Source organism: Clostridium sp., assembly GCF_036639235.1.
Lineage (GTDB): Bacteria > Bacillota > Clostridia > Clostridiales > Caloramatoraceae > Clostridium_AB.
Map to the genome: position 1 here is coordinate 1 of NZ_JAVWJB010000016.1, position 18,776 is coordinate 18,776.

General features: G+C 32.0%; 16 protein-coding genes and 1 pseudogene. 11 read left to right on the forward strand and 6 right to left on the reverse strand.

Features of this window, described 5'->3' with window-relative positions:
* Positions 1–1,232: diguanylate cyclase (locus tag RR539_RS05840; RefSeq protein ID WP_332474741.1), on the forward strand; the 1,232-nt coding region annotated here is incomplete at its 5' end.
* Between the two features lie 39 nt (positions 1,233–1,271).
* Here the strand turns inward: RR539_RS05840 and speB are convergent.
* The 4 genes and pseudogenes from speB to speD all read right to left on the reverse strand — a co-directional run bounded on the left by speB (position 1,272) and on the right by speD (position 5,281).
* Positions 1,272–2,126, reverse strand: coding sequence for an agmatinase (speB, locus tag RR539_RS05845; protein WP_332474740.1), 855 nt, complete (start codon positions 2,124–2,126; stop codon positions 1,272–1,274).
* Entirely contained in the window at positions 2,119–2,973 is an 855-nt protein-coding gene (gene speE / locus RR539_RS05850) for a polyamine aminopropyltransferase (RefSeq protein ID WP_332474743.1), read from the reverse strand. Before speE ends, speB begins: the two co-directional genes overlap by 8 nt.
* A 93-nt stretch (positions 2,974–3,066) precedes the next feature.
* A pseudogene (locus tag RR539_RS05855) lies at positions 3,067–4,443 on the reverse strand (aminotransferase class I/II-fold pyridoxal phosphate-dependent enzyme); the annotation flags it as partial.
* Positions 4,436–5,281, reverse strand: a complete 846-nt coding sequence (speD, locus tag RR539_RS05860) for an adenosylmethionine decarboxylase (protein WP_332474742.1) — start codon at positions 5,279–5,281, stop codon at positions 4,436–4,438. The pseudogene RR539_RS05855 and the gene speD, both read right to left, overlap by 8 nt.
* Positions 5,282–5,547: 266 nt before the next feature.
* Here speD and RR539_RS05865 point away from each other — a divergent pair, with 266 nt between their 5' ends.
* Together RR539_RS05865 and RR539_RS05870 are read left to right on the forward strand one after the other, a co-directional pair.
* A complete protein-coding gene (locus RR539_RS05865; protein WP_332473423.1) occupies positions 5,548–5,973 on the forward strand; it encodes a hypothetical protein in 426 nt (141 codons plus the stop codon).
* Positions 5,974–6,073: 100 nt separating this feature from the next.
* The gene (locus RR539_RS05870) at positions 6,074–7,342 is read left to right on the forward strand and encodes an aminotransferase class V-fold PLP-dependent enzyme (RefSeq protein ID WP_332473424.1); all 1,269 of its coding nucleotides are present in this window, start codon (positions 6,074–6,076) and stop codon (positions 7,340–7,342) included.
* Positions 7,343–7,390: 48 nt separating this feature from the next.
* Here RR539_RS05870 and RR539_RS05875 read toward each other — a convergent pair whose 3' ends face one another.
* Positions 7,391–8,266: a DUF1002 domain-containing protein gene (locus tag RR539_RS05875; protein ID WP_332473425.1), complete on the reverse strand. Its 876-nt coding sequence runs from the start codon at positions 8,264–8,266 to the stop codon at positions 7,391–7,393.
* A gap of 140 nt (positions 8,267–8,406) precedes the next feature.
* Positions 8,407–8,910, reverse strand: coding sequence for a ferritin-like domain-containing protein (locus RR539_RS05880; RefSeq protein WP_332473426.1), 504 nt, complete (start codon positions 8,908–8,910; stop codon positions 8,407–8,409).
* A gap of 175 nt (positions 8,911–9,085) precedes the next feature.
* Between RR539_RS05880 and RR539_RS05885 the strand changes: the two genes are divergently transcribed.
* From RR539_RS05885 to RR539_RS05920, 8 genes are all read left to right on the forward strand, one after another.
* Positions 9,086–10,528 (forward strand): DEAD/DEAH box helicase, encoded by a 1,443-nt coding sequence (locus RR539_RS05885; RefSeq protein WP_332473427.1) that lies wholly within the window; start codon positions 9,086–9,088, stop codon positions 10,526–10,528.
* Between the two features lie 198 nt (positions 10,529–10,726).
* Positions 10,727–11,425, forward strand: a complete 699-nt coding sequence (locus RR539_RS05890) for a GntR family transcriptional regulator (RefSeq protein WP_332473428.1) — start codon at positions 10,727–10,729, stop codon at positions 11,423–11,425.
* A gap of 55 nt (positions 11,426–11,480) precedes the next feature.
* A complete protein-coding gene (locus RR539_RS05895) occupies positions 11,481–12,470 on the forward strand; it encodes an ADP-ribosylglycohydrolase family protein (protein WP_332473429.1) in 990 nt (329 codons plus the stop codon).
* A 19-nt stretch (positions 12,471–12,489) separates the two neighbouring features.
* Positions 12,490–13,848, forward strand: coding sequence for a purine-cytosine permease family protein (locus RR539_RS05900; RefSeq protein WP_332473430.1), 1,359 nt, complete (start codon positions 12,490–12,492; stop codon positions 13,846–13,848).
* A 1-nt stretch (position 13,849) separates the two neighbouring features.
* Entirely contained in the window at positions 13,850–14,725 is an 876-nt protein-coding gene (locus tag RR539_RS05905) for a PfkB family carbohydrate kinase (RefSeq protein WP_332473431.1), read from the forward strand.
* Positions 14,726–14,832: 107 nt separating this feature from the next.
* Positions 14,833–15,732 carry a chemotaxis protein gene (locus RR539_RS05910; protein WP_332473432.1) on the forward strand — a complete coding sequence of 300 codons (900 nt, stop codon included), beginning with the start codon at positions 14,833–14,835 and terminating at the stop codon, positions 15,730–15,732.
* 156 nt (positions 15,733–15,888) lie between these two features.
* Positions 15,889–16,902, forward strand: a complete 1,014-nt coding sequence (gene aroF, locus RR539_RS05915) for a 3-deoxy-7-phosphoheptulonate synthase (protein ID WP_332473433.1) — start codon at positions 15,889–15,891, stop codon at positions 16,900–16,902.
* 24 nt (positions 16,903–16,926) lie between these two features.
* Entirely contained in the window at positions 16,927–18,702 is a 1,776-nt protein-coding gene (locus RR539_RS05920; protein WP_332473434.1) for a bifunctional homocysteine S-methyltransferase/methylenetetrahydrofolate reductase, read from the forward strand.
* Positions 18,703–18,776: the final 74 nt, after the last annotated feature.

Here is an 18,776-nt window from a genome sequence, read left to right on the forward strand (position 1 = left end):
TTAATCCATATTTCGAAAATGATCTTATATTATCTGGGGTTTTTATATTAACAGCATGGACTCTGGGGTTTTATGTAAAAATCGAGGGTGAGCATATTAAAATGCTTGAAAGTCTTGTTAATTTTGATAGCCTAACAGAGGTATATAACCATAGATATTTTCATGTTGCACTTAAGGAAAATATTAAGTTAAGTAAGAAAATAAAAAAGCCAGTAGCATTACTATTTTTAGATATAGATTATTTTAAGCACTATAACGACTTATACGGTCATCAAGAGGGAGATGAGGTTCTTCGTAAATTAGGTAAGATACTAAAGGAATGTGTTAAAGATTCAGGGGTTGTTTCTAGATATGGTGGAGAAGAGTTTGGAGTAATTCTTCCAAGTTCAGATGAGGCAAGGGCTTTAGAAGTTGCTGAAAAAATAAGGGTAACAATTGAATCAACTTATTTTAATGGTCAGGAAAATCAACCTAATGGAAATTTAACAGCATCTATTGGAGTATCAGTATATCCTACTAAAGCGGAAACTGATGTTGAACTTATTAAGAGTGCAGATGATGCGCTTTATAGGGCTAAATTCTTTAAGAAGAATCGTGTTGAAAGTTATATTTCAATACTTGAAGAGATTAGAGGAAATATTGATGAAAAGCATGTTGAAATACTTACATCAATTAAAACATTAATAAGTGTTATTAATGCTAAGGATAGATATACTTTCGGTCATACTGAAAGGGTAGTTATTTATAGTAGATTAATTGCAGACAAGCTTAGGTTGTCACAAGAAGAAAAAAATACATTAATATATGGTGCATATATGCACGATATTGGAAAGATTAGTATTCCTAAGGAAGTGCTTATTAAGAAGATGCCACTTGAAAAAGAGGAGTGGGAGATGCTTAAGGGACATCCAGAAAGTGGAGTTGAGATAATTAAGGGAGTAGAGGCTTTAAAAGATGTTATTCCGTTAATTCTACATCATCATGAGAGATATGATGGTAGTGGATATCCAAGTTCATTATCAGGTGAAGATATTCCATATCTTTCAAGGGTACTTACTGTTGTTGACAGTTTTGATGCGATGACATCTAATAGACCATACAATAAGTGTAAAAGTTTTGAGGAGGCTATTGATGAGTTAAGAATTTGCAGCGGTAAACAGTTTGATCCTGATGTGGTAGAGTTATTTATAGAGGTTTTAAGTGAATATAAGGGAGATTTCCATAAATATTAAAAGGTATGAAAGCAAAATTCTTTCATACCTTTTATTTGTTTATTTAGCAAGTAATAATCCTATTTCACGAACCATTTTACAAGCAACTGCAGTTGAGGTACCACTATTATCGTAATGTGGTGATAGTTCAACAATATCGGCACCTACTAAGTTTAGATTTTTTAAGTAGTTTAAGCTATTTAAAAGTTCCTTCATAGTTATTCCACCAGGTTCAGGGGTACCTGTTCCTGAGAATACAGATGGATCTAGTACATCTAAGTCTATAGTTAAATATACTGGAGAATCTTTAAGTGATTCACATATTTCATCAAGGGTATTAAGGTCAAACTTATTCATATATGTATGAGAATTAGACCATATAAACTCTTCACGTGTTCCAGACCTTATTCCAAACTGAAATACACGGTTATCTCCAAGAATATCATGTGCCCTTCTAATAACAGTAGCATGGGATAAGCTTTCACCTAAATATTCGTTACGAAGATCTGTATGTGCATCAAAATGAATAATATGAAGGTTTTTATATTTATTAGCTAAGCTTTCTATAACAGGAAGGGAAACTAAATGTTCCCCACCTATCATAAAAGGCTTTTTATTATCATTTATTATTTTTTCAGTTGTTAAAAATAGCTCATTTAGTGCTTTTTGAGTATTTCCAAATGGAAGATCAACATCACCTATATCAGATATTGAAAAGTCTTCAACATCTAAATCAAGATAAGGTGAATAGGTTTCAATGCCAAATGATTCACTTCTAATAATAGAAGGTGCAAATCTAGTACCTGGTCTAAAACTTGTTGTTCCATCAAATGGGGCACCAAACATAACTACAGTTGATTCTTCATAATTTGATTCAAAGCCTATAAAATTTGTATTTTTGTAAGTGTTATGCATTATTAAGTTCTTCCTTAACATAGCTTGGAAGCATAAAGCACCCTGTATGCAGGTCTGTATTATAATACTTTGTCTTAATTCCGAGGCTATTCCATTGATCGGCTTTTAAATCATTTATTGGGTGGAACTTTTTAGATGCAAATCCAAATAGCCAGTGTCCTGATGGGTATGTTGGCATGTGGAATTGATACACCTGTGCAACTGGGAAAGTCTCTTTAATTTTAAGGTGAGCCCTTTTCATCTCGTTAGAGTAACTTGAGTAATATGGACTTTCATGTTGGTTAATTAGAATACCATCATCCTTAAGAACTCTCTTACAGTTGTTGTAGAAGTTATAAGTAAATAATCCTTCCCCAGGTCCTATTGGGTCTGTAGAATCTACTAGAATTAAATCATATGTACAATCCTTTGATTCTTGAACAAACTTAAGGCCATCTTCAAAGTGAAGTGTAAGACGCTCATCTTCAAGTTTAGATGCAGTTATCGGAAGATATTTTTGACAAAGTCTAACAACCCTTTCATCAATTTCTACCATATCTACATGTTTAACATTAGGATATCTTAAAACCTCACGGGCAGTTCCACCGTCTCCACCACCAATTATTAAAACATTTTCAATTGATGGGTTAACTGCCATCGGTATATGTGTAATCATATCGTGGTAAATAAATTCGTCCTTTTCTGTAACCATCATTAGTCCATCAAGGGTAAAGAATCTACCAAATGTATCACTTTCAAAGAAATCTATTTGTTGAAACTCTGATTTTTCAGAGTGTATATGTTCTTTAACTTTAATAGAGAACTTAGTATCTTCCTGGTGGTTCTCTGTGTACCATAAATCTATCATATTTGCCTCCTTAGCATTTTCAAGTACTTGAATCATTAATGGGTTATCATCCTCGTTAAGAGTAATAGTCCCCTCATCTTGTAAATAAAGATAGTGATCTATAAACTCCTTTGTTATTTGCTCTCCAGGAATTATAAGTGGAATACCAGGAGGGTATACCATTATAGACTCCCCAGCAATAAGATGTTCAGCTTCCTTAACATTAATAAGTTTTTTAGGGTGATAATAAGCGTCCCTAGGAGTAAGAAGCATCTTAGGCTTTTTAAGGCTTGATAACACATCCCTTTCTAGGGGAAGGTTTGTCCCATAGAATCTTTTACTTATGTCCTTTAGTGAATTTAATAGCTTGTTAATTGTTTCTTCAGTGTCTCCAAATGAAACAATAGCTAATACAACATTTGGTTCAGCAAGTTCCATTTGAACTGAATATTCACTAGCAAGTAGGTCATAAATATAAAATCCAGATAATCCAAGTTCATTTACTTTAATAAGAATTTTTAAGTCGTCATAATCATAAACACCTTCGCGTCCTATATATGAATTACGCTCAATACATGAAATTCCAGGTATTTTATTTATTTCAGACTTAGCATATCTTGTTAACTGAAGAAGTTTAGAAAGTCTAATATCTCCTTCAACTGCTAACATCTTTCTAGCAACATCAATTGAGCTCATAAGTAAATATGAGGCGGATGTTGTTTGAAGTAAATTAATAGTAGACCTAACCTTATGTTTTGGTATAATGCCTTCGTTGTGAAGTAGAGCAGAAGACTGGGTAAAAGAACCACCAGTTTTATGCATACTAACAGTTACAAGATCAGCACCTAGGCAGGTAGCACTACTTGGAAGATCCCCTTGAAAAGAGAAGTGGGCTCCGTGTGCTTGGTCCACAAGAACAGGAATATTTCTACTATGTGAAATCTCTATTATCTTTTCAAGGTTCGATGTTGCACCAAAATATGTTGGGTGAATAACAAGTACTGCCTTAATATCGTCATAAAGGTCAAGAGCATGGGATACAGCCTCAGGGGTTACCCCGTTTACTATACCGTACTCACTATCGATTATAGGCTCTATAAATATTGGTTTTGCACCAGAAAGTATTAGAGCATTAATAGCTGACTTATGAACGTTTCTTGGAAGGAGCACCTTATCACCATGGTTTAGTGCAGACATAAGCATATATTGAACGCCTGATGTAGAGCCATTTACAAGCATAAATGCATTAGAGCATTTATAAGCATCAGCAAGTAGCATCTCGGACTCTTTAATAACACCTGTTGGGTTAGAAAGGTTGTCTACAGTTTTAGATGAATTAACATCAAATTTAAATATCATATCTCCAAGTGAAGACTTAATATCTGTTAAATAACTACTACGCTTATGGCCTGGTACATCAAAGCAGGTAACTTCCTTATTTGCATATTCTAAAACTTTTGTAAAAAGAGGTGTTAAGGTTTGTTTATTCATAGCTGTCGTATTCCTCGATAGCTGTCATAGCCTCTTCAACATTAGTTCCGTAGAATATTTCGTCCATTTCTTTCTTTAGCTTTTTTACTATCATCTTTGCCTCACCTGGATGCAGGTCATCCTTGGTGTAACCAAATAAATAATTATCTAAATCAAAATTCCTTAGCTTACATTTTGTATGAAAGATGTTTTCTTGATATACATTAACATCAATCATATTGTACATGTTTCTAATATGATTTGGGATAAAGTTTTGTATAGAATCAATTTTATGATCTATAAATAACTTTTCTCCGCCTATATCTCGAGTAAATCCTCTAACACGGTAATCAATTGTCATTATGTCAGAGTCAAATGAGTGGATTAGATAGTTAAGAGCCTTTAGTGGAGAAATTTCACCACAAGTAGATACATCAATATCTGCTCTAAATGTACTAATTCCTTCATATGGATGGTACTCCGGATATGTATGAACAGTTATATGGCTTTTATCAAGATGTGCAAGCACTATATCTGGAAGTGGTCCAGGTGATGCTGTTGTTGCACATGCTGTCATATTTTCAACAGGCCCCTCAGAAATAAGAATGGTAACACTAGCGCCCTGAGGGTCATAGTCTTGTTTAGCAATGTTTAATACATTAGCCCCAATTATTTCTGTAACATTTGTTAGAATCGCTGTAAGCCTATCAGCACTGTACTGTTCATCAATGTACTCTATGTATGCATTTCTATCTACATCAGTCTTTGTGTAGCAAATGTCATACATGTTAAAACTTAAGGTTTTTGTTAGGTTGTTAAACCCATGTAATTTTAGTTTATTTGGTTGAGTTTCTTTCATTTCTTTTCTATCAATCTCCTTTATTGTGGAATGTGAAATTTATTGATGTAAATTTCTGATGTTATTATAAGGTAATGTGGTTGTAAATACAATGTTTTTAGTATAAAAATGCTAATTATGTCTATGTTTAACGAAAAATAGAATGAATACTATTAATATATATTGTTTTTTTATAAATATTATACAATGGTTTTATAGGAATTAAATCTTATGTTATAATGATAATATTGCATATATGGCAAAATTTTTTTAAGGTGAGTAAGTATATGAGATTTTTAGGTGTAGAAAAAGCGATAGTTAAAATAGATAAGGATATTAGTGCTTTAAAGATTGCAAAGAAGTATCTATCTAATAAGGAAGAAATAGATGAGGTTCAACAGGACTTTAATTGTAAGAGACAAGAGTTAGTGCAGGAACTATATAGTGAAGATAGTTTATCATATATTCAATGTGTTGATATGCTAGATGATTTAATGGGAAGAAAGCTTAATGCTGATGAGCAGAAGGATGTATTAGGTATCATTAAGGAGTGTTTTGGACGTGAATGTGCAGAGGCTAGCAAAATAGGAAATGGACTAAATGCTTGGCTTAAGAAATTAAATATAGATTATACTTGGGAAGAAAATGGTAGTGAATGGCCGAGTTTAATCCTAAATGATTTCGGGGTATTTAATAATATTCAACTAGACTAATATTTATAAAAATCCACTTTAACCTTTAGGTTAAAGTGGATTTTTTGCTTGAACCCTTATATATTCTTTTGAATATATTATTATGAAGGGGGTTTTGAGAATGGTAGAGAAGAATTATAGAAAACTATTTGCAGGTATAAATACACCAATAGCACTTGAAAGTGGAGAGTGCATTATACCAATAAACTTTGATAATGCTGCAACTACACCGCCTTTTAAGTGCGTAAATAATAGTATTATGGAAAATATACTTATGTATGGTTCAATAGGTAGGGGGAAAGGTCAAAAATCAGAATACTGTAGTTACGCATACGAGGAATCTAGGGAATTTGTATTAGATTTTTTAAATATTAAAAGAAAAGACCTGTACTCTGTTGTATATGTAAAAAACACCACAGAGGGAATTAACTTACTAGCTAAGGCATTAATTAAGAAGAAAGATGATATTATTGTTACATCTAGAATGGAACATCATGCAAACGACCTACCATGGAGACGTGAGGGAACTGTTAAGTATATAGAGGTTGATGATAGAGGAAAACTTGATATTTGTAGTTTAGAGAAGCTATTTAAAAAATACAAGGGAAAAATTAAGGTTTTAAGTATAACAGGTGCATCTAATGTTACAGGATATATAACAAATATTGAGTCACTTGCTAGTATTGCACATAGTTATGGAGCTAAAATAGTAGTAGATGCAGCACAGCTTATTGCACATAGGAAGATTTCAATGGAACATATAGATTTTATTGTTTTTTCAGCACATAAAATGTATGCACCATTTGGAAGTGGAGCAGTAGTTGGACTTACAAATGATTTGAATAGTGCAGACCCTTTAATAGTAGGTGGCGGTGCTGTTGAGTATGTTTTAGATGAAGACGTGTACTGGGATAGAGAAGTATCAAAGTGTGAGGCAGGTACCCCTAACTTTTTAGGAGTAATGGGGCTTATTAGTGCAATGAAGTCCTTAGTAAGTGTGGGATTTGATAATATAGAAAAACATGAAAATAAAATGAGGGAATATGCTATAAGAAAAATGGAAAATATGAATAGAATTATTCTATATGGAGATTCTAAGGAGAAAAGTAGACTCGGAGTAATACCTTTTAATATTGATGGAATCGGACATGATTTAGTAGCACAAAAACTTGCTGATTACAGAGGGGTTTTTGTTAGACATGGTGGATTCTGTGCCCATCCATATGTAAGAAGGCTTTTATCAGTTGATAATGATGCAGCATATCATTATTTCCTAAAAGGAGAAGCTATGCCAGGAATGGTTAGAGCTAGTTTTGGATTATATAATACAATTGACGAAATTGACGAATTTATAGAGGTACTAAACAAAATACTTCAAAGACATGGATAAATAAGATATATAAACAAAAAAAGTGCTGCATTACAGCACTTTTTTGTTTTAGTTGAAAAGTGAGTTTATCCAGTTAGTGAAATTTGAGAAAAACTCTTTAACGCTAGCAAAGAAGCCTTGTGCTTCATCAGAGTTTAGGGTATCCTTAAGTACATTTGAAACTTCATTTAACTGATCTTTAATTTTGTTAAAATCAATGTCTAGTGAATTAATTTTATCCATTAGACCGGTGATTTTGTCTATTTCCTCAGCTGACAAATTAATATTGTTATTATTTATTACATTAACGATAATATTTTTAATTTCTTCTTCAGTTTGAGGATTTGCCTTTAACACCTCAGTTTTTACTTCATTAATAAGGTTTGCGGCCTCATCTTGTCCAATTTTATCACCTAAATTTCCAGTTACTACAATTTCTTCGTTTGCAGCTTCTTTTTTATCTTCAGAGATTTTTTCTCCACCCTTACTATTTTCAAATCCCTTAAGAATTCCAGTAAGTGCAGCAGTACCTGACACATTAAAAGGGGCACTTGCTTTAACTACTGCATTTTCTACACCAGCAGTTATCAGGGCGTTTTTAATCATCCCATCTGTTACCCAGTGAATATTTTCAGTAGTAACATCTAGTCCACCAGATGAAGTAGGTTCAACATATGAACATGAAATTGATTTAGTTCCTATTTGCTTTGCAGTAGCAATATCTTTTAGGTACTTATCTTCTTCTTTTTTAGTAACTTCTAATATATTAGCATCCTTTTTAGTAACACCAAAATGCTTAAGCATTTGCTGCTTTTGTTCATTTGAAAGGTCAGCACCTAGTGTTACAACTTTAAAAGAATCTGCAAATGCTAACTTACTAGTTAATGGCAGAATAAAAATAGCCATAGTAAGTATAGTAACAAATAATTTTAATGACTTTTTCATACTTATTCTCCTTTTTTAATGTAAAAATGTTATGATTTTCTTAATTTACATATGTATTATATCATAAGTTATAAACAAAAATGTTTATAAAAAGTTACATAGATTTTAAGGCTAAAGAAAAATCCTTAGCCTTAATTTATTTAAAAATAGGTATCAAGTATTCCAGTAAGTATTTTTATATGAAGCTGCTCATCTAAAATAATTCTTTTAAGCACAGCAGTTACGTAGTTATCATCTATTTCGGCAATGGATTTTTCATATTGTGCTATTGCTGATTTTTCATCTGCAATATTAGCTTTAATCATTTGTTGAACCGTTTTTTCATAATCAATAAATTTTGGACTCCACCATTGATGTTTGCCCTTCTTTTCATACCAAAACTTAAGATCAGCGCCAAGTTCATGTGATAACAGTCCTATCATTTGAAGGTGATGCATTTCAACCATGGCAATATGTTTTAGAGTATCTGAAATTTCAGGATACTCTTTAAAAATACGTTGTTCGTGGTTAATATACTGACATATAGCACTCATTTCAGAAACCATACCTGCATAGTTTTGAAGCATTATTTTTGCATACGTAGGATTTTTAGCCTTTACTTTAACTTCAGGATATGGAAGATTAACTTTAAAGCCGTTATTCATAAATCTCTCCTTACAAATTGTTTAATAAACCACCTATAAAGGTTTATAAATTCCCTATATAATTTTATGATTGGACAAATAGACTTATGACAAAATAAAGAAAAGAGTAGTAAACTTAAAATTGTGTTATGATATATGTAGTAACACAAATGAATACTGATTTGAAGGAGATATTATGGGAAAAGAATTTAAAGATTTTAATTTAGATATAAATGTTGTAAAGGCATTAGAAAATATGGGGTATAATAGCCCGACTAAAGTTCAGGAAGAAACAATTGGAATTTTTTTATCAAGAAGAGATCTTGTTGTAAAATCTAAAACAGGTAGTGGTAAAACAGCTAGTTTTGGTATACCACTTTGTTCGATGGTTAATTCACAGGAATCTAAGGTGCAGGGACTTATACTTGTTCCAACAAGGGAGCTTGCACTTCAAGTACAGGAAGAGATTTCAGATATAGGTAGACTTAATAAGGTTAGAGCAGTTGCAGTTTTTGGTAAGCAGCCATTCCAGCCACAAGCACAGCAGCTAAAACAAAGAGTCCATATAGTAGTAGGAACCCCTGGAAGAGTAATGGACCATATTAATAGAGGAACACTTGATTTAACATATATAAACAGTGTTGTAATTGATGAAGCTGATAAAATGCTTAATATGGGATTTATATCTCAAGTTGAAGAAATTCTTGATAGTATTAAAGGAAGTAAAAATTTAGCCCTTTATTCAGCAACTATGCCAGAGGAGATTAAAAAGATCTGTAATAAGTATATGAATAACCCAGAAGATATTACTATAGAAGGTGGAGTTGAAACTAAAAGTAATATAAAAGAAGGATATATAGTTACAGATAAAGATGATAAATTATTTACTTTACTAGATAGTATATATGCATCGACTCCTGAGGCATGTATAGTATTTTGTAACACAAAGGATAGAGTTAAGGAAGTATATTCATTTTTAAGAAAGAAAAATATACTAACAGCCCAAATTCACGGTGACATGATGCAGGGTGATAGACTTAAGACTATGGAGAGATTTAAGAATAAGGAATACAAAGTATTGGTTGCAACCGATGTTGCAGCACGTGGAATTCATATTGATCATATTAGCCATGTTTATAATTATGAAATACCATTTGAAAAGGAAAGTTATGTTCATAGAATAGGTAGAACAGGAAGAAATGGAAACCATGGAGAGGCTATTAGTATAATTACAGAAAATGCAATTAAATATATAGAAGATATTGCTGAATACACAGGTAAAGACATAGTTAAGATAGACTTACCATCAAAGGATGAGATTCTTGATGGTAAAGAAGAATTTGATAAGAGTCAGCAGAAATTTGCTATGAAAACCGGAGTAGAGAAGAAAAAGGTTCATAGTGATGTTGTTAAAATTCATGTTAACGGTGGTAAGAAGAAAAAAATTAGAACTCTTGATATTGTTGGATGTTTTAGTAACCTTGAAGGGGTAACAGGAGCGGATATTGGAATAATAGATATTCAAGATGGACATTCTTATGTAGACATTTTAAATGGCAAGGGTAAGGATATTTTAAGAAAGAATAGGGAAGTTACAATAAAAGGTAAAAAAGTATCTATATCTAATGCAAAAAAATAATATTTATTATAAGCTCCTAATTGATTATTTAGTTGATTAGGGGCTTATTTGTTATACTAATAGGCTAAATATGATGCTTATAGGAGGATTTGCTATAAAATGTTATGAATTATTTTAAAAAAAGTGTAGAAAAAGCACTTATTTTTGTGTACAATAATAATCGTAGATCTTGTACGTACAAGTATTGGAGTTGTTTTTATGTTAGATAGACAAGATGTAATACCTTTATATTCACAACTTGAGGGTATAATTAAAAATGATATTTTATCAGGTAAGTATAAGGATGGAGATAGAATACCATCTGAAAGTCAATTTATGTTAGAATATTCGATTACAAGAACCACAATTAGAAAAGCAATTGAGAACCTTGTTAATCAAGGCCTTTTAGAGAAAATTCATGGAAAAGGAGTATATGTAAGACTCCGTGAAGTAAAATATAATATGTGGAATTTTTGCGGATTTAGCGATTACATTAAAAGGCGTGGAGAAAAGCCAGTTACAAATGTAATATCCAGTGAAGTAGTAACTATTAAAGATGAAGAATTTTTTAAGCTTATAAGAGCTAGAGGGGTAAAGAAAGGTGAAGATACTGAGTATCTTACGATTGATACATCAGTAATTCCTATGAGCTTATTTAAAGATATACATACAATTAATTTTAATAACAATTCTCTTTATAGCATAATGAAAAGAGAATATAAAATAACACCTAAAACAGCTAAACTTACTATTAAAGCAATAGAGTCAAATGATTTTACAAGAAACTATTTTGGTGATGAAAATGTATATCTATCTGCAATAGGTGAGGTAATAGATGATAATGGTGTAATAGTTGAAAAGGTTAATGTTATATACAATAGCAAAATAGAGTTTAATATGGTAACAGATATAGGATAGCCTATATCAATATTATAACTTGTACGGACAACCGTACCAATATGGAGGTTTAATTATGAAGGATAAGGTTTTAGGATGCTTATATGGTATGGCTATTGGAGATGCAATGGGAATGCCATCAGAATTTTGGAGTAGAAGAAAGATTAAAGAGTACTTTGGTGAAATAAAAGAGTTTCTTGATGGACCAGAGGAAAATGATATTGCAATGTACTACAAAAAAGGTGAGTACACAGACGATACTCATCAAGCAGTAGTAATATTAAACTCTTTAATAGAAGACGGATTTAAGGTTAATAGTGCTACAATAGCAAAAAATTTAACACAATGGGCAATAGATAATGACGCCTTTAATAAAAATATTCTAGGGCCAAGTTCTAAGGCGGCACTTCTTGCTATTAAAGAAGGTAAGGATGCAACAGTATTCACTTCAAAGGCAGAAACTAATGGTGCAGCTATGAGAATTGCACCTATTGGATGTTTATTTGAAAGTGACAATAAGGGTCTTTTAAAGTATGTAGCAGATATTAGTAAAACAACACATGCAACAGATGTTGCTATTGGCGGGGCATGTATGATTGCATCTGCTGTTAGTGCAGCAATGGATGATAAGTCTTGGGATGAAATAATTAAAAATTCATTTAACTCATATGAAGAGGGAAGAAAACTTGGATTTGAAACATCTTCGCCATCACTTAGAGAAAGAGCAGAAGTTGGAATTTACTATGCTGAAAAATACAAGGACAATGAAGAAGCATTTGTTGATAAAATATTTAACGTAATAGGAGCTGGGGTTCAAACAAGTGAGTCAGTTCCAGCAGCTATAGCAGTTGCATATTACGCAAAAACACCTGAAAAGTGTAGTATTCTATGTGCTAATCTAGGTGGAGATACAGATACAGTAGGGGCTATGGCTGCTGCAATTTGTGGAGCTAAGGTTGGAATAAGATCAATTCGTAAGGATTATATAAAGCTTATAAATGAAAGTAATAATATAGATTTTACAAAATTTGCTGATGCAATTTTAAAATTTAGAAATAATATATAAAGCGCACTTAGGAGGAATTATGAATAAGTCACCATTTATTTCAAAAGAAGAAAGAGTAGGTACTCCAAAAGAATTATTTACTATATGGTTTGCTAGTAATATAGGAATTCTTGGAGTAGTTTACGGAGCTATAATAGTTGGATACAACCTTAGCTTTTTACAATCACTACTAGCAGCAGCAGTAGGGGCTGCATCATTTGCACTTGTTGGATACCTAAGTTTATCAGGTAGAGATTCAGGAGGAACTACATTCCTACTATCAAGAGCCGCGTTTGGTATTAAAGGTAATATTATACCAAACCTACTTGGATGGATTAATCTTGTCGGCTGGCTAGCTGTAAATGTTGTAACAGGAACACTTACACTACTAGCGTTATTTGCAGTATTTGGTATTAAGGGAGGAACAGTACTAACAGTAGTATCATTATTAGTATTTGCTTTCCTAGTGATTGCATCAAGTATTTTTGGACAGGATGCACTAGTTAAGATCCAAACATTTTTTTCATATGTTTTTGGAGCTTTAACATTATTTATTCTAATTTTACTTATTCCTAAAACTAACTGGAGCCAAGTTTTCGCTATGGAGAATGGAAGCTGGATTGAAGGGTTCCTTCCTGCAGTATCAATAATTGCAGCAGGAACAGGGATCAGCTGGTCAATTGCATCAGCTGACTATAGTTGTTACCAGAATCCAAAGTCATCATCAAAATCAGTATTTAGTGCTGTAACTTTTGGTGCATTTATTCCACTATTCATTATTATGGGTATAGGAATTCTAATGAGTACATCAGTACCAGAACTTGCTACATCATCTAATCCAATAGAGGTTATAAGTAATGTTTTACCTGCATGGGTAACAGTTATATATTTTATAACAGCACTTGGAGGATTAATTCCTCAATGTATTATTAGTCTAAAATCAGCAAGAGTTAACCTTGAAACTCTTAACATTAAGGTAAATGATTTTGTTGCAGTTGCAATTCATGCAGCTATAATGATACTTGTTCCAATTTATGTATTATTTGTTTCAGAAGACTTTCTTGGTAACTTCCAAGTATTCTTAGGATTACTAGGTATAGGACTTGCATCATGGGCAGCAGTATTCCTAATTGACTATGTGTTAATTAGAAGAAGATTAGGATATGAAGAAAGACTATTAACAGATTCAAACTATAATTCTGTTAACAAAGGTGGGATTATTAGCTGGACATTAGGTGTAATTATAGGATTACTATTTACAAATTCACCATTCTTTGATGGAATATTTGCTAAGGGTATATTTAGAGATAATAGTTTAGGAATTATTCTATCATTTGTAGTAAGTGGTTTATTATACTTTGTATATGTAAAGACTGTTAAGGGTAATAAGGAGGCATAAGATGACTAAGGTTTTAATTCTTGGAGCAGCAGTATTAGATATAATTATAGCAACAGATGCATTACCAAAAACAGGTGAAGATGTTATGGCAAAACATAAGCAATCACTGGTTGGAGGCTGTGCTTACAATGTAGCTAATGTTTTAAAGGCACTTGAAATTAAGTCAGACTTATTTGCACCAATTGGCAGTGGAACTTATGCTTCAATAATCAAAAGTAATCTTACATCAGAAGGTTATAATATACTTATAGAGGATAAGTCTAAGGATAATGGATGGAATCTTTCACTTGTTGAAAAAGATGGAGAGAGAACGTTTATAACTATTCCAGGAATAGAAACTAATTGGAAAACTGAGTGGTTTAATAATATAGATATAGCATCATACGATTTAATATATGTATCAGGATATGAACTTGAAGGAGAATCAGGGAATGTTATTCTCGAAGCTTTGAAGGGAAAAAAAGAGTCATGTAAAATATTATTTGATGCAAGTCCAAGAATTTCTTTCTTAGATAAAATTCTTGTTAATAAGCTTCTTAAAATGGGGACGATTTACCACTCAAATAAAAGTGAGCTACAAGAACTTACAGGTTATGAGTCACCTGAAAAGGGAATGGAGTATGTTCATAATTTAACAGGTGAAGCGGTTATTGTAACACTAGGTAAGGACGGATGCGGATATCTTAGCAGTGAGGAAAAAGGAATAGTTGAAACTCAAAGAGTAAAGGTAGTTGATACTATAGGAGCTGGAGATGCGCATACAGGTGGTCTTATAGCAGGTATAGTTAAGAAACTTTCAATTAAAGAAAGCTGTGCACTTGCTAATTCAGTAGCTGCAAAGGTTGTTAAATGTGAAGGTGGAAAATTTATAATATAAACTTTTAGGGGAAATAACTAAAAACAGGTTATTTCCCCTATTTTATTGTACAGTTTTGACGATAATTAGAATATATATTAGTATAAGCTATTCAGGGGGTGTGAAAAATGGAAAGTAAGATACTATTAGAAGCAGGTACTGGGGAAGTAGAAATTTTAGAGTTTATTATAAATAGTCAATCATATGCAATAAACGTTATTAAGACTAAGGAAGTTGTTTTATTAGATAAGGTAACAAAAATCCCAGATTCTAACCCAGCAATAGCAGGACTTATGATGTGTAGAGATGAGGTATTATCACTTATAGATCTTAGCTATATAATATGTGGTAGTTATAACAATAAAAAGGATGCAAAGGTTATAATATGCGAATTTAATCAAGTTAAGGTTGCATTTATAGTTGACGATGTTGTAGCTATTCATAGAATTACTTGGGAGATGATTACAAAGCCAGATAGTATATCATCTAATTCATTAGTTATAGGTAATATAATGAAAGAAAAGAATGTTCTTCAACTATTAGATTTTGAAAAAATAGTAACAGATATTAATCCTAGAACAGGTATTAGTGAAGAAGGAATGGTAGGGGTTGCATATAAGGATAGAAGTAAATATAAAATCATGCTTGCAGATGATTCAGCTTTAATAAGAAAACTACTAAAAGAAACTTTAGTTAAGGCTGGATTTACTAATCTTTTAATGTTTGATGATGGTAAACAGGCACTAGAATATTTACTAGATGTTGAAGCAAAATATGGTGAAGAATTTACTGATAGAGTACAGGTTCTTATAACAGATATTGAGATGCCACAACTTGATGGACATACCTTAACAAGAAGGGTTAAGGAGCACAATATACTGAAAAAGCTACCTATAATTATATTCTCATCACTTATTACTGAGGACTTAAAGCATAAGGGACTTTCAGTTGGTGCAGATGCACAGTTAAGTAAGCCTGATATATCAACTCTTGTTGAAACAATAGATAAGTTACTTGAAAACTTATAAAAATTAATATAACTAGAGTAACCATAGAATTATCTATGGTTATTTTTTTATTATTTAAAAAGTATATATAGTAGATAGAATTATATATACTATTGACAAACTATGATATAATAATTGAAATTGTATGTATAATTTGGAATTTGAGGGGGTATCAACATGATTGTTATTATGAATCCAAAGTGCAAAGAAGAGTCTGTTAAACAGGTTGTAGAATATGTTGAAGGTCTAGGTCTTAAGACACATTTATCTCAAGGTGAGACTTTCTTTATTATAGGTCTTGTAGGTGATACATCTAAAATAGATGAAGATAAGGTTTCGGCAATTGACGAAGTAGACAAGTTATTAAAGGTTGGGGAACCTTATAAAAAGGCAAATAGACTTTTTAGACCTGAAAATTCAATTATTGATGTTTTAGGTACAAAAGTAGGAGGAAAAAGTTTAGCTATTATGGCAGGTCCTTGTTCAGTTGAAAGTGAAGAACAAATTGTTGAAATAGCAAGAAAAGTTAAAGAAAGTGGAGCAAACTTTTTAAGAGGTGGGGCGTTTAAGCCGAGAACTTCTCCATATAGCTTTCAAGGACTTGAAAAGGAAGGGCTTAGATTACTTGAAGTAGCGAAAAAGGAAACAGGACTTCCAATAGTTACCGAAATTATGGCAACTGAGGACCTAGATGAGTTTGTTGAAAGAGTAGATGTTATACAGGTTGGAGCAAGAAATATGCAAAACTTTCATCTACTTAAGGAACTAGGGAAAACAAAAACTCCTATACTTTTAAAAAGAGGTTTATCATCAACAATCGAAGAGTGGATAATGTCTGCAGAGTACATTATGGCAGGTGGAAATGAAAATGTTATCCTATGTGAAAGGGGAATTAGAACCTTTGAAACATATACAAGAAATACACTTGATTTAAGTGCAATACCTGTGGTTAAAAGGCTTACACATTTACCTGTTATAGTAGATCCATCACATGCAACAGGTAAGAACTGGCTTGTAGAACCACTGGCAAAGTCAGCAGTTATTGCAGGTGCAGATGGGTTAATGATTGAGGTTCACAATAACCCTGCAAAGGCACTATGTGATGGGGCACAGTCAATTAAACCAGATAAGTTTAAGGATATAATGAATAAATTAAGGGTTTTAGCAGAAATAGAAGGCAGAGAAATATAATTATACATTATAGGGGAGTGACAAATGAGGGAATTTTTAAATAACAATACTCTTGTAACCGATGGGGCAATGGGGACCTATTATGTTGAGGTAACAGGAGATAGTGTATCAAAATGTGAAATGGCTAATATTACTAGCCCTAGCATTATTGAAAAAATACATAGAGAGTATATAGATGCTGGTGCAAAGATTATTCGAACCAATACATTTGCAGCAAATACTATTACTCTTTCATGTACTAGAGAATATCTAAAGAGGATAATTAAAGATGGTTACAATATTGCTGAAAAAGCAGTAGAGGGTAGAGATGTTTTTATAGGTGCCAGTATAGGTCCTATTCCTGATATTAAAATAGACGATGATGAATTTGATATAGTTGATGAATATAAATTTATTGTAGATAGCTTTCTAGAGGAAGGTACCAAAATTTTTGTATTCGAAACCTTTAGCAGTTTAGATTATCTATATGAAATAACTAACTATATTAAGGAAAAAAATGAAGATATATTTATATTAGTACAGTTAGCATTTACAATGGATGGTTTTACTAGAAGAGGATTAAATATTGAAAGCTATATAGAAGATATTAAGTCATTAAATGTAGATGCTTTTGGATTTAACTGTGGAGTTGGGCCATTACATCTATATAAACTAATTAGTAGAATCAGTATTGAAGATTCAGTTATATCAGCATTACCTAATGCAGGATATCCTGATATAGTTAATGAGAGAAGCGTATATGTAAATAATCCAAATTATTTTGCAGATATGATGATGGATATTAAATCTCTTGGAGTAAAAATAATCGGTGGGTGTTGTGGTACTACCCCTGTTCATATTCAAAAAATAACACAAAGAATAGGTGATAGTAATATTTCAAATATAGAATCTTCGAAAAAAGAAGGTCAGGGTAAGATAGTTCATAGCAAAATAAAAGGGGCATTTATGGAAAAGCTGAATAGGGGCAATTTTATATATGCAGTTGAACTTGATCCTCCCTTTGGAATTGATATTGATTCTGTAATTAATGGAGCTAAAAAATGCAAGGAAATGGGAATAGATCTTATAACTATTGCAGATTCACCAAGAGCAATAGCTAGGGTAGACTCTTTAATGGTTAGTGCAAAAGTAAAAAGAGAAGTAGGTATAGATGTTCTTCCACATTTATGCTGCAGAGATAAGAATATAAATGCAATAAGATCAGGACTTTTAGCTGCATATATAGAAGGTATTCGTAATGTATTAATAGTAACCGGAGATCCTATTTGTGCAGAGGATAGAATAAATACTAAAAGCGTATTTAACCTTAATTCATTTAGGTTAATAGACCTTGTAGCTAAGATGAATAATGATGTTTTTATTAATGAAAGCGTATCTATTGGAGGTGCACTTAACCTTAATATACCAAATAAGGATAATGAAATTCTTAGAATGGATAAGAAGATAGTAAGTGGTGCAAGTTATTTTTTAACTCAGCCAATTTTTGATAAAGAGACTATTGAATATTTAATTGATCTTAAGTCAAAAAGACCAGAAGTTAAAATTTTAGCTGGAATAATGCCACTTGCAAGTTATAAAAACGCAATGTTCCTTCATAATGAAGTTCCCGGTATAGTAATACCAGATAAGTATATTAACATGTTCAGTAGCGATATGACAAGGGAAGAAGGTTATAAGGTAGGTATAGATATTGCTGTTAATATATGTAATGAACTAAAAAGCTATGTAGATGGATTCTACTTTATAACACCTTTTAACAGGGTTGAGATTATAGAAAAAGTTATTTCAAATATTAAATAATAATAAATAACCTTACAGTTTTTATTGTAGGGTTATTTTATGCGGATATTAGTATTATTAGATTTAGAAAATGT

Excerpts from the sequence above, each read along its gene's own strand:
- speB (WP_332474740.1), bottom strand. The coding sequence starts at position 2,126 with ATGCATAACACTTACAAAAATACAAATTTTATAGGCTTTGAATCAAAT.
- speE (WP_332474743.1), bottom strand. The coding sequence starts at position 2,973 with ATGATAGATTTATGGTACACAGAGAACCACCAGGAAGATACTAAGTTC.
- speD (WP_332474742.1), bottom strand. The coding sequence starts at position 5,281 with ATGAAAGAAACTCAACCAAATAAACTAAAATTACATGGGTTTAACAAC.
- RR539_RS05865 (WP_332473423.1), top strand. The coding sequence starts at position 5,548 with ATGAGATTTTTAGGTGTAGAAAAAGCGATAGTTAAAATAGATAAGGAT.
- RR539_RS05870 (WP_332473424.1), top strand. The coding sequence starts at position 6,074 with ATGGTAGAGAAGAATTATAGAAAACTATTTGCAGGTATAAATACACCA.
- RR539_RS05875 (WP_332473425.1), bottom strand. The coding sequence starts at position 8,266 with ATGAAAAAGTCATTAAAATTATTTGTTACTATACTTACTATGGCTATT.
- RR539_RS05880 (WP_332473426.1), bottom strand. The coding sequence starts at position 8,910 with ATGAATAACGGCTTTAAAGTTAATCTTCCATATCCTGAAGTTAAAGTA.
- RR539_RS05885 (WP_332473427.1), top strand. The coding sequence starts at position 9,086 with ATGGGAAAAGAATTTAAAGATTTTAATTTAGATATAAATGTTGTAAAG.
- RR539_RS05890 (WP_332473428.1), top strand. The coding sequence starts at position 10,727 with ATGTTAGATAGACAAGATGTAATACCTTTATATTCACAACTTGAGGGT.
- RR539_RS05895 (WP_332473429.1), top strand. The coding sequence starts at position 11,481 with ATGAAGGATAAGGTTTTAGGATGCTTATATGGTATGGCTATTGGAGAT.
- RR539_RS05900 (WP_332473430.1), top strand. The coding sequence starts at position 12,490 with ATGAATAAGTCACCATTTATTTCAAAAGAAGAAAGAGTAGGTACTCCA.
- RR539_RS05905 (WP_332473431.1), top strand. The coding sequence starts at position 13,850 with ATGACTAAGGTTTTAATTCTTGGAGCAGCAGTATTAGATATAATTATA.
- RR539_RS05910 (WP_332473432.1), top strand. The coding sequence starts at position 14,833 with ATGGAAAGTAAGATACTATTAGAAGCAGGTACTGGGGAAGTAGAAATT.
- aroF (WP_332473433.1), top strand. The coding sequence starts at position 15,889 with ATGATTGTTATTATGAATCCAAAGTGCAAAGAAGAGTCTGTTAAACAG.
- RR539_RS05920 (WP_332473434.1), top strand. The coding sequence starts at position 16,927 with ATGAGGGAATTTTTAAATAACAATACTCTTGTAACCGATGGGGCAATG.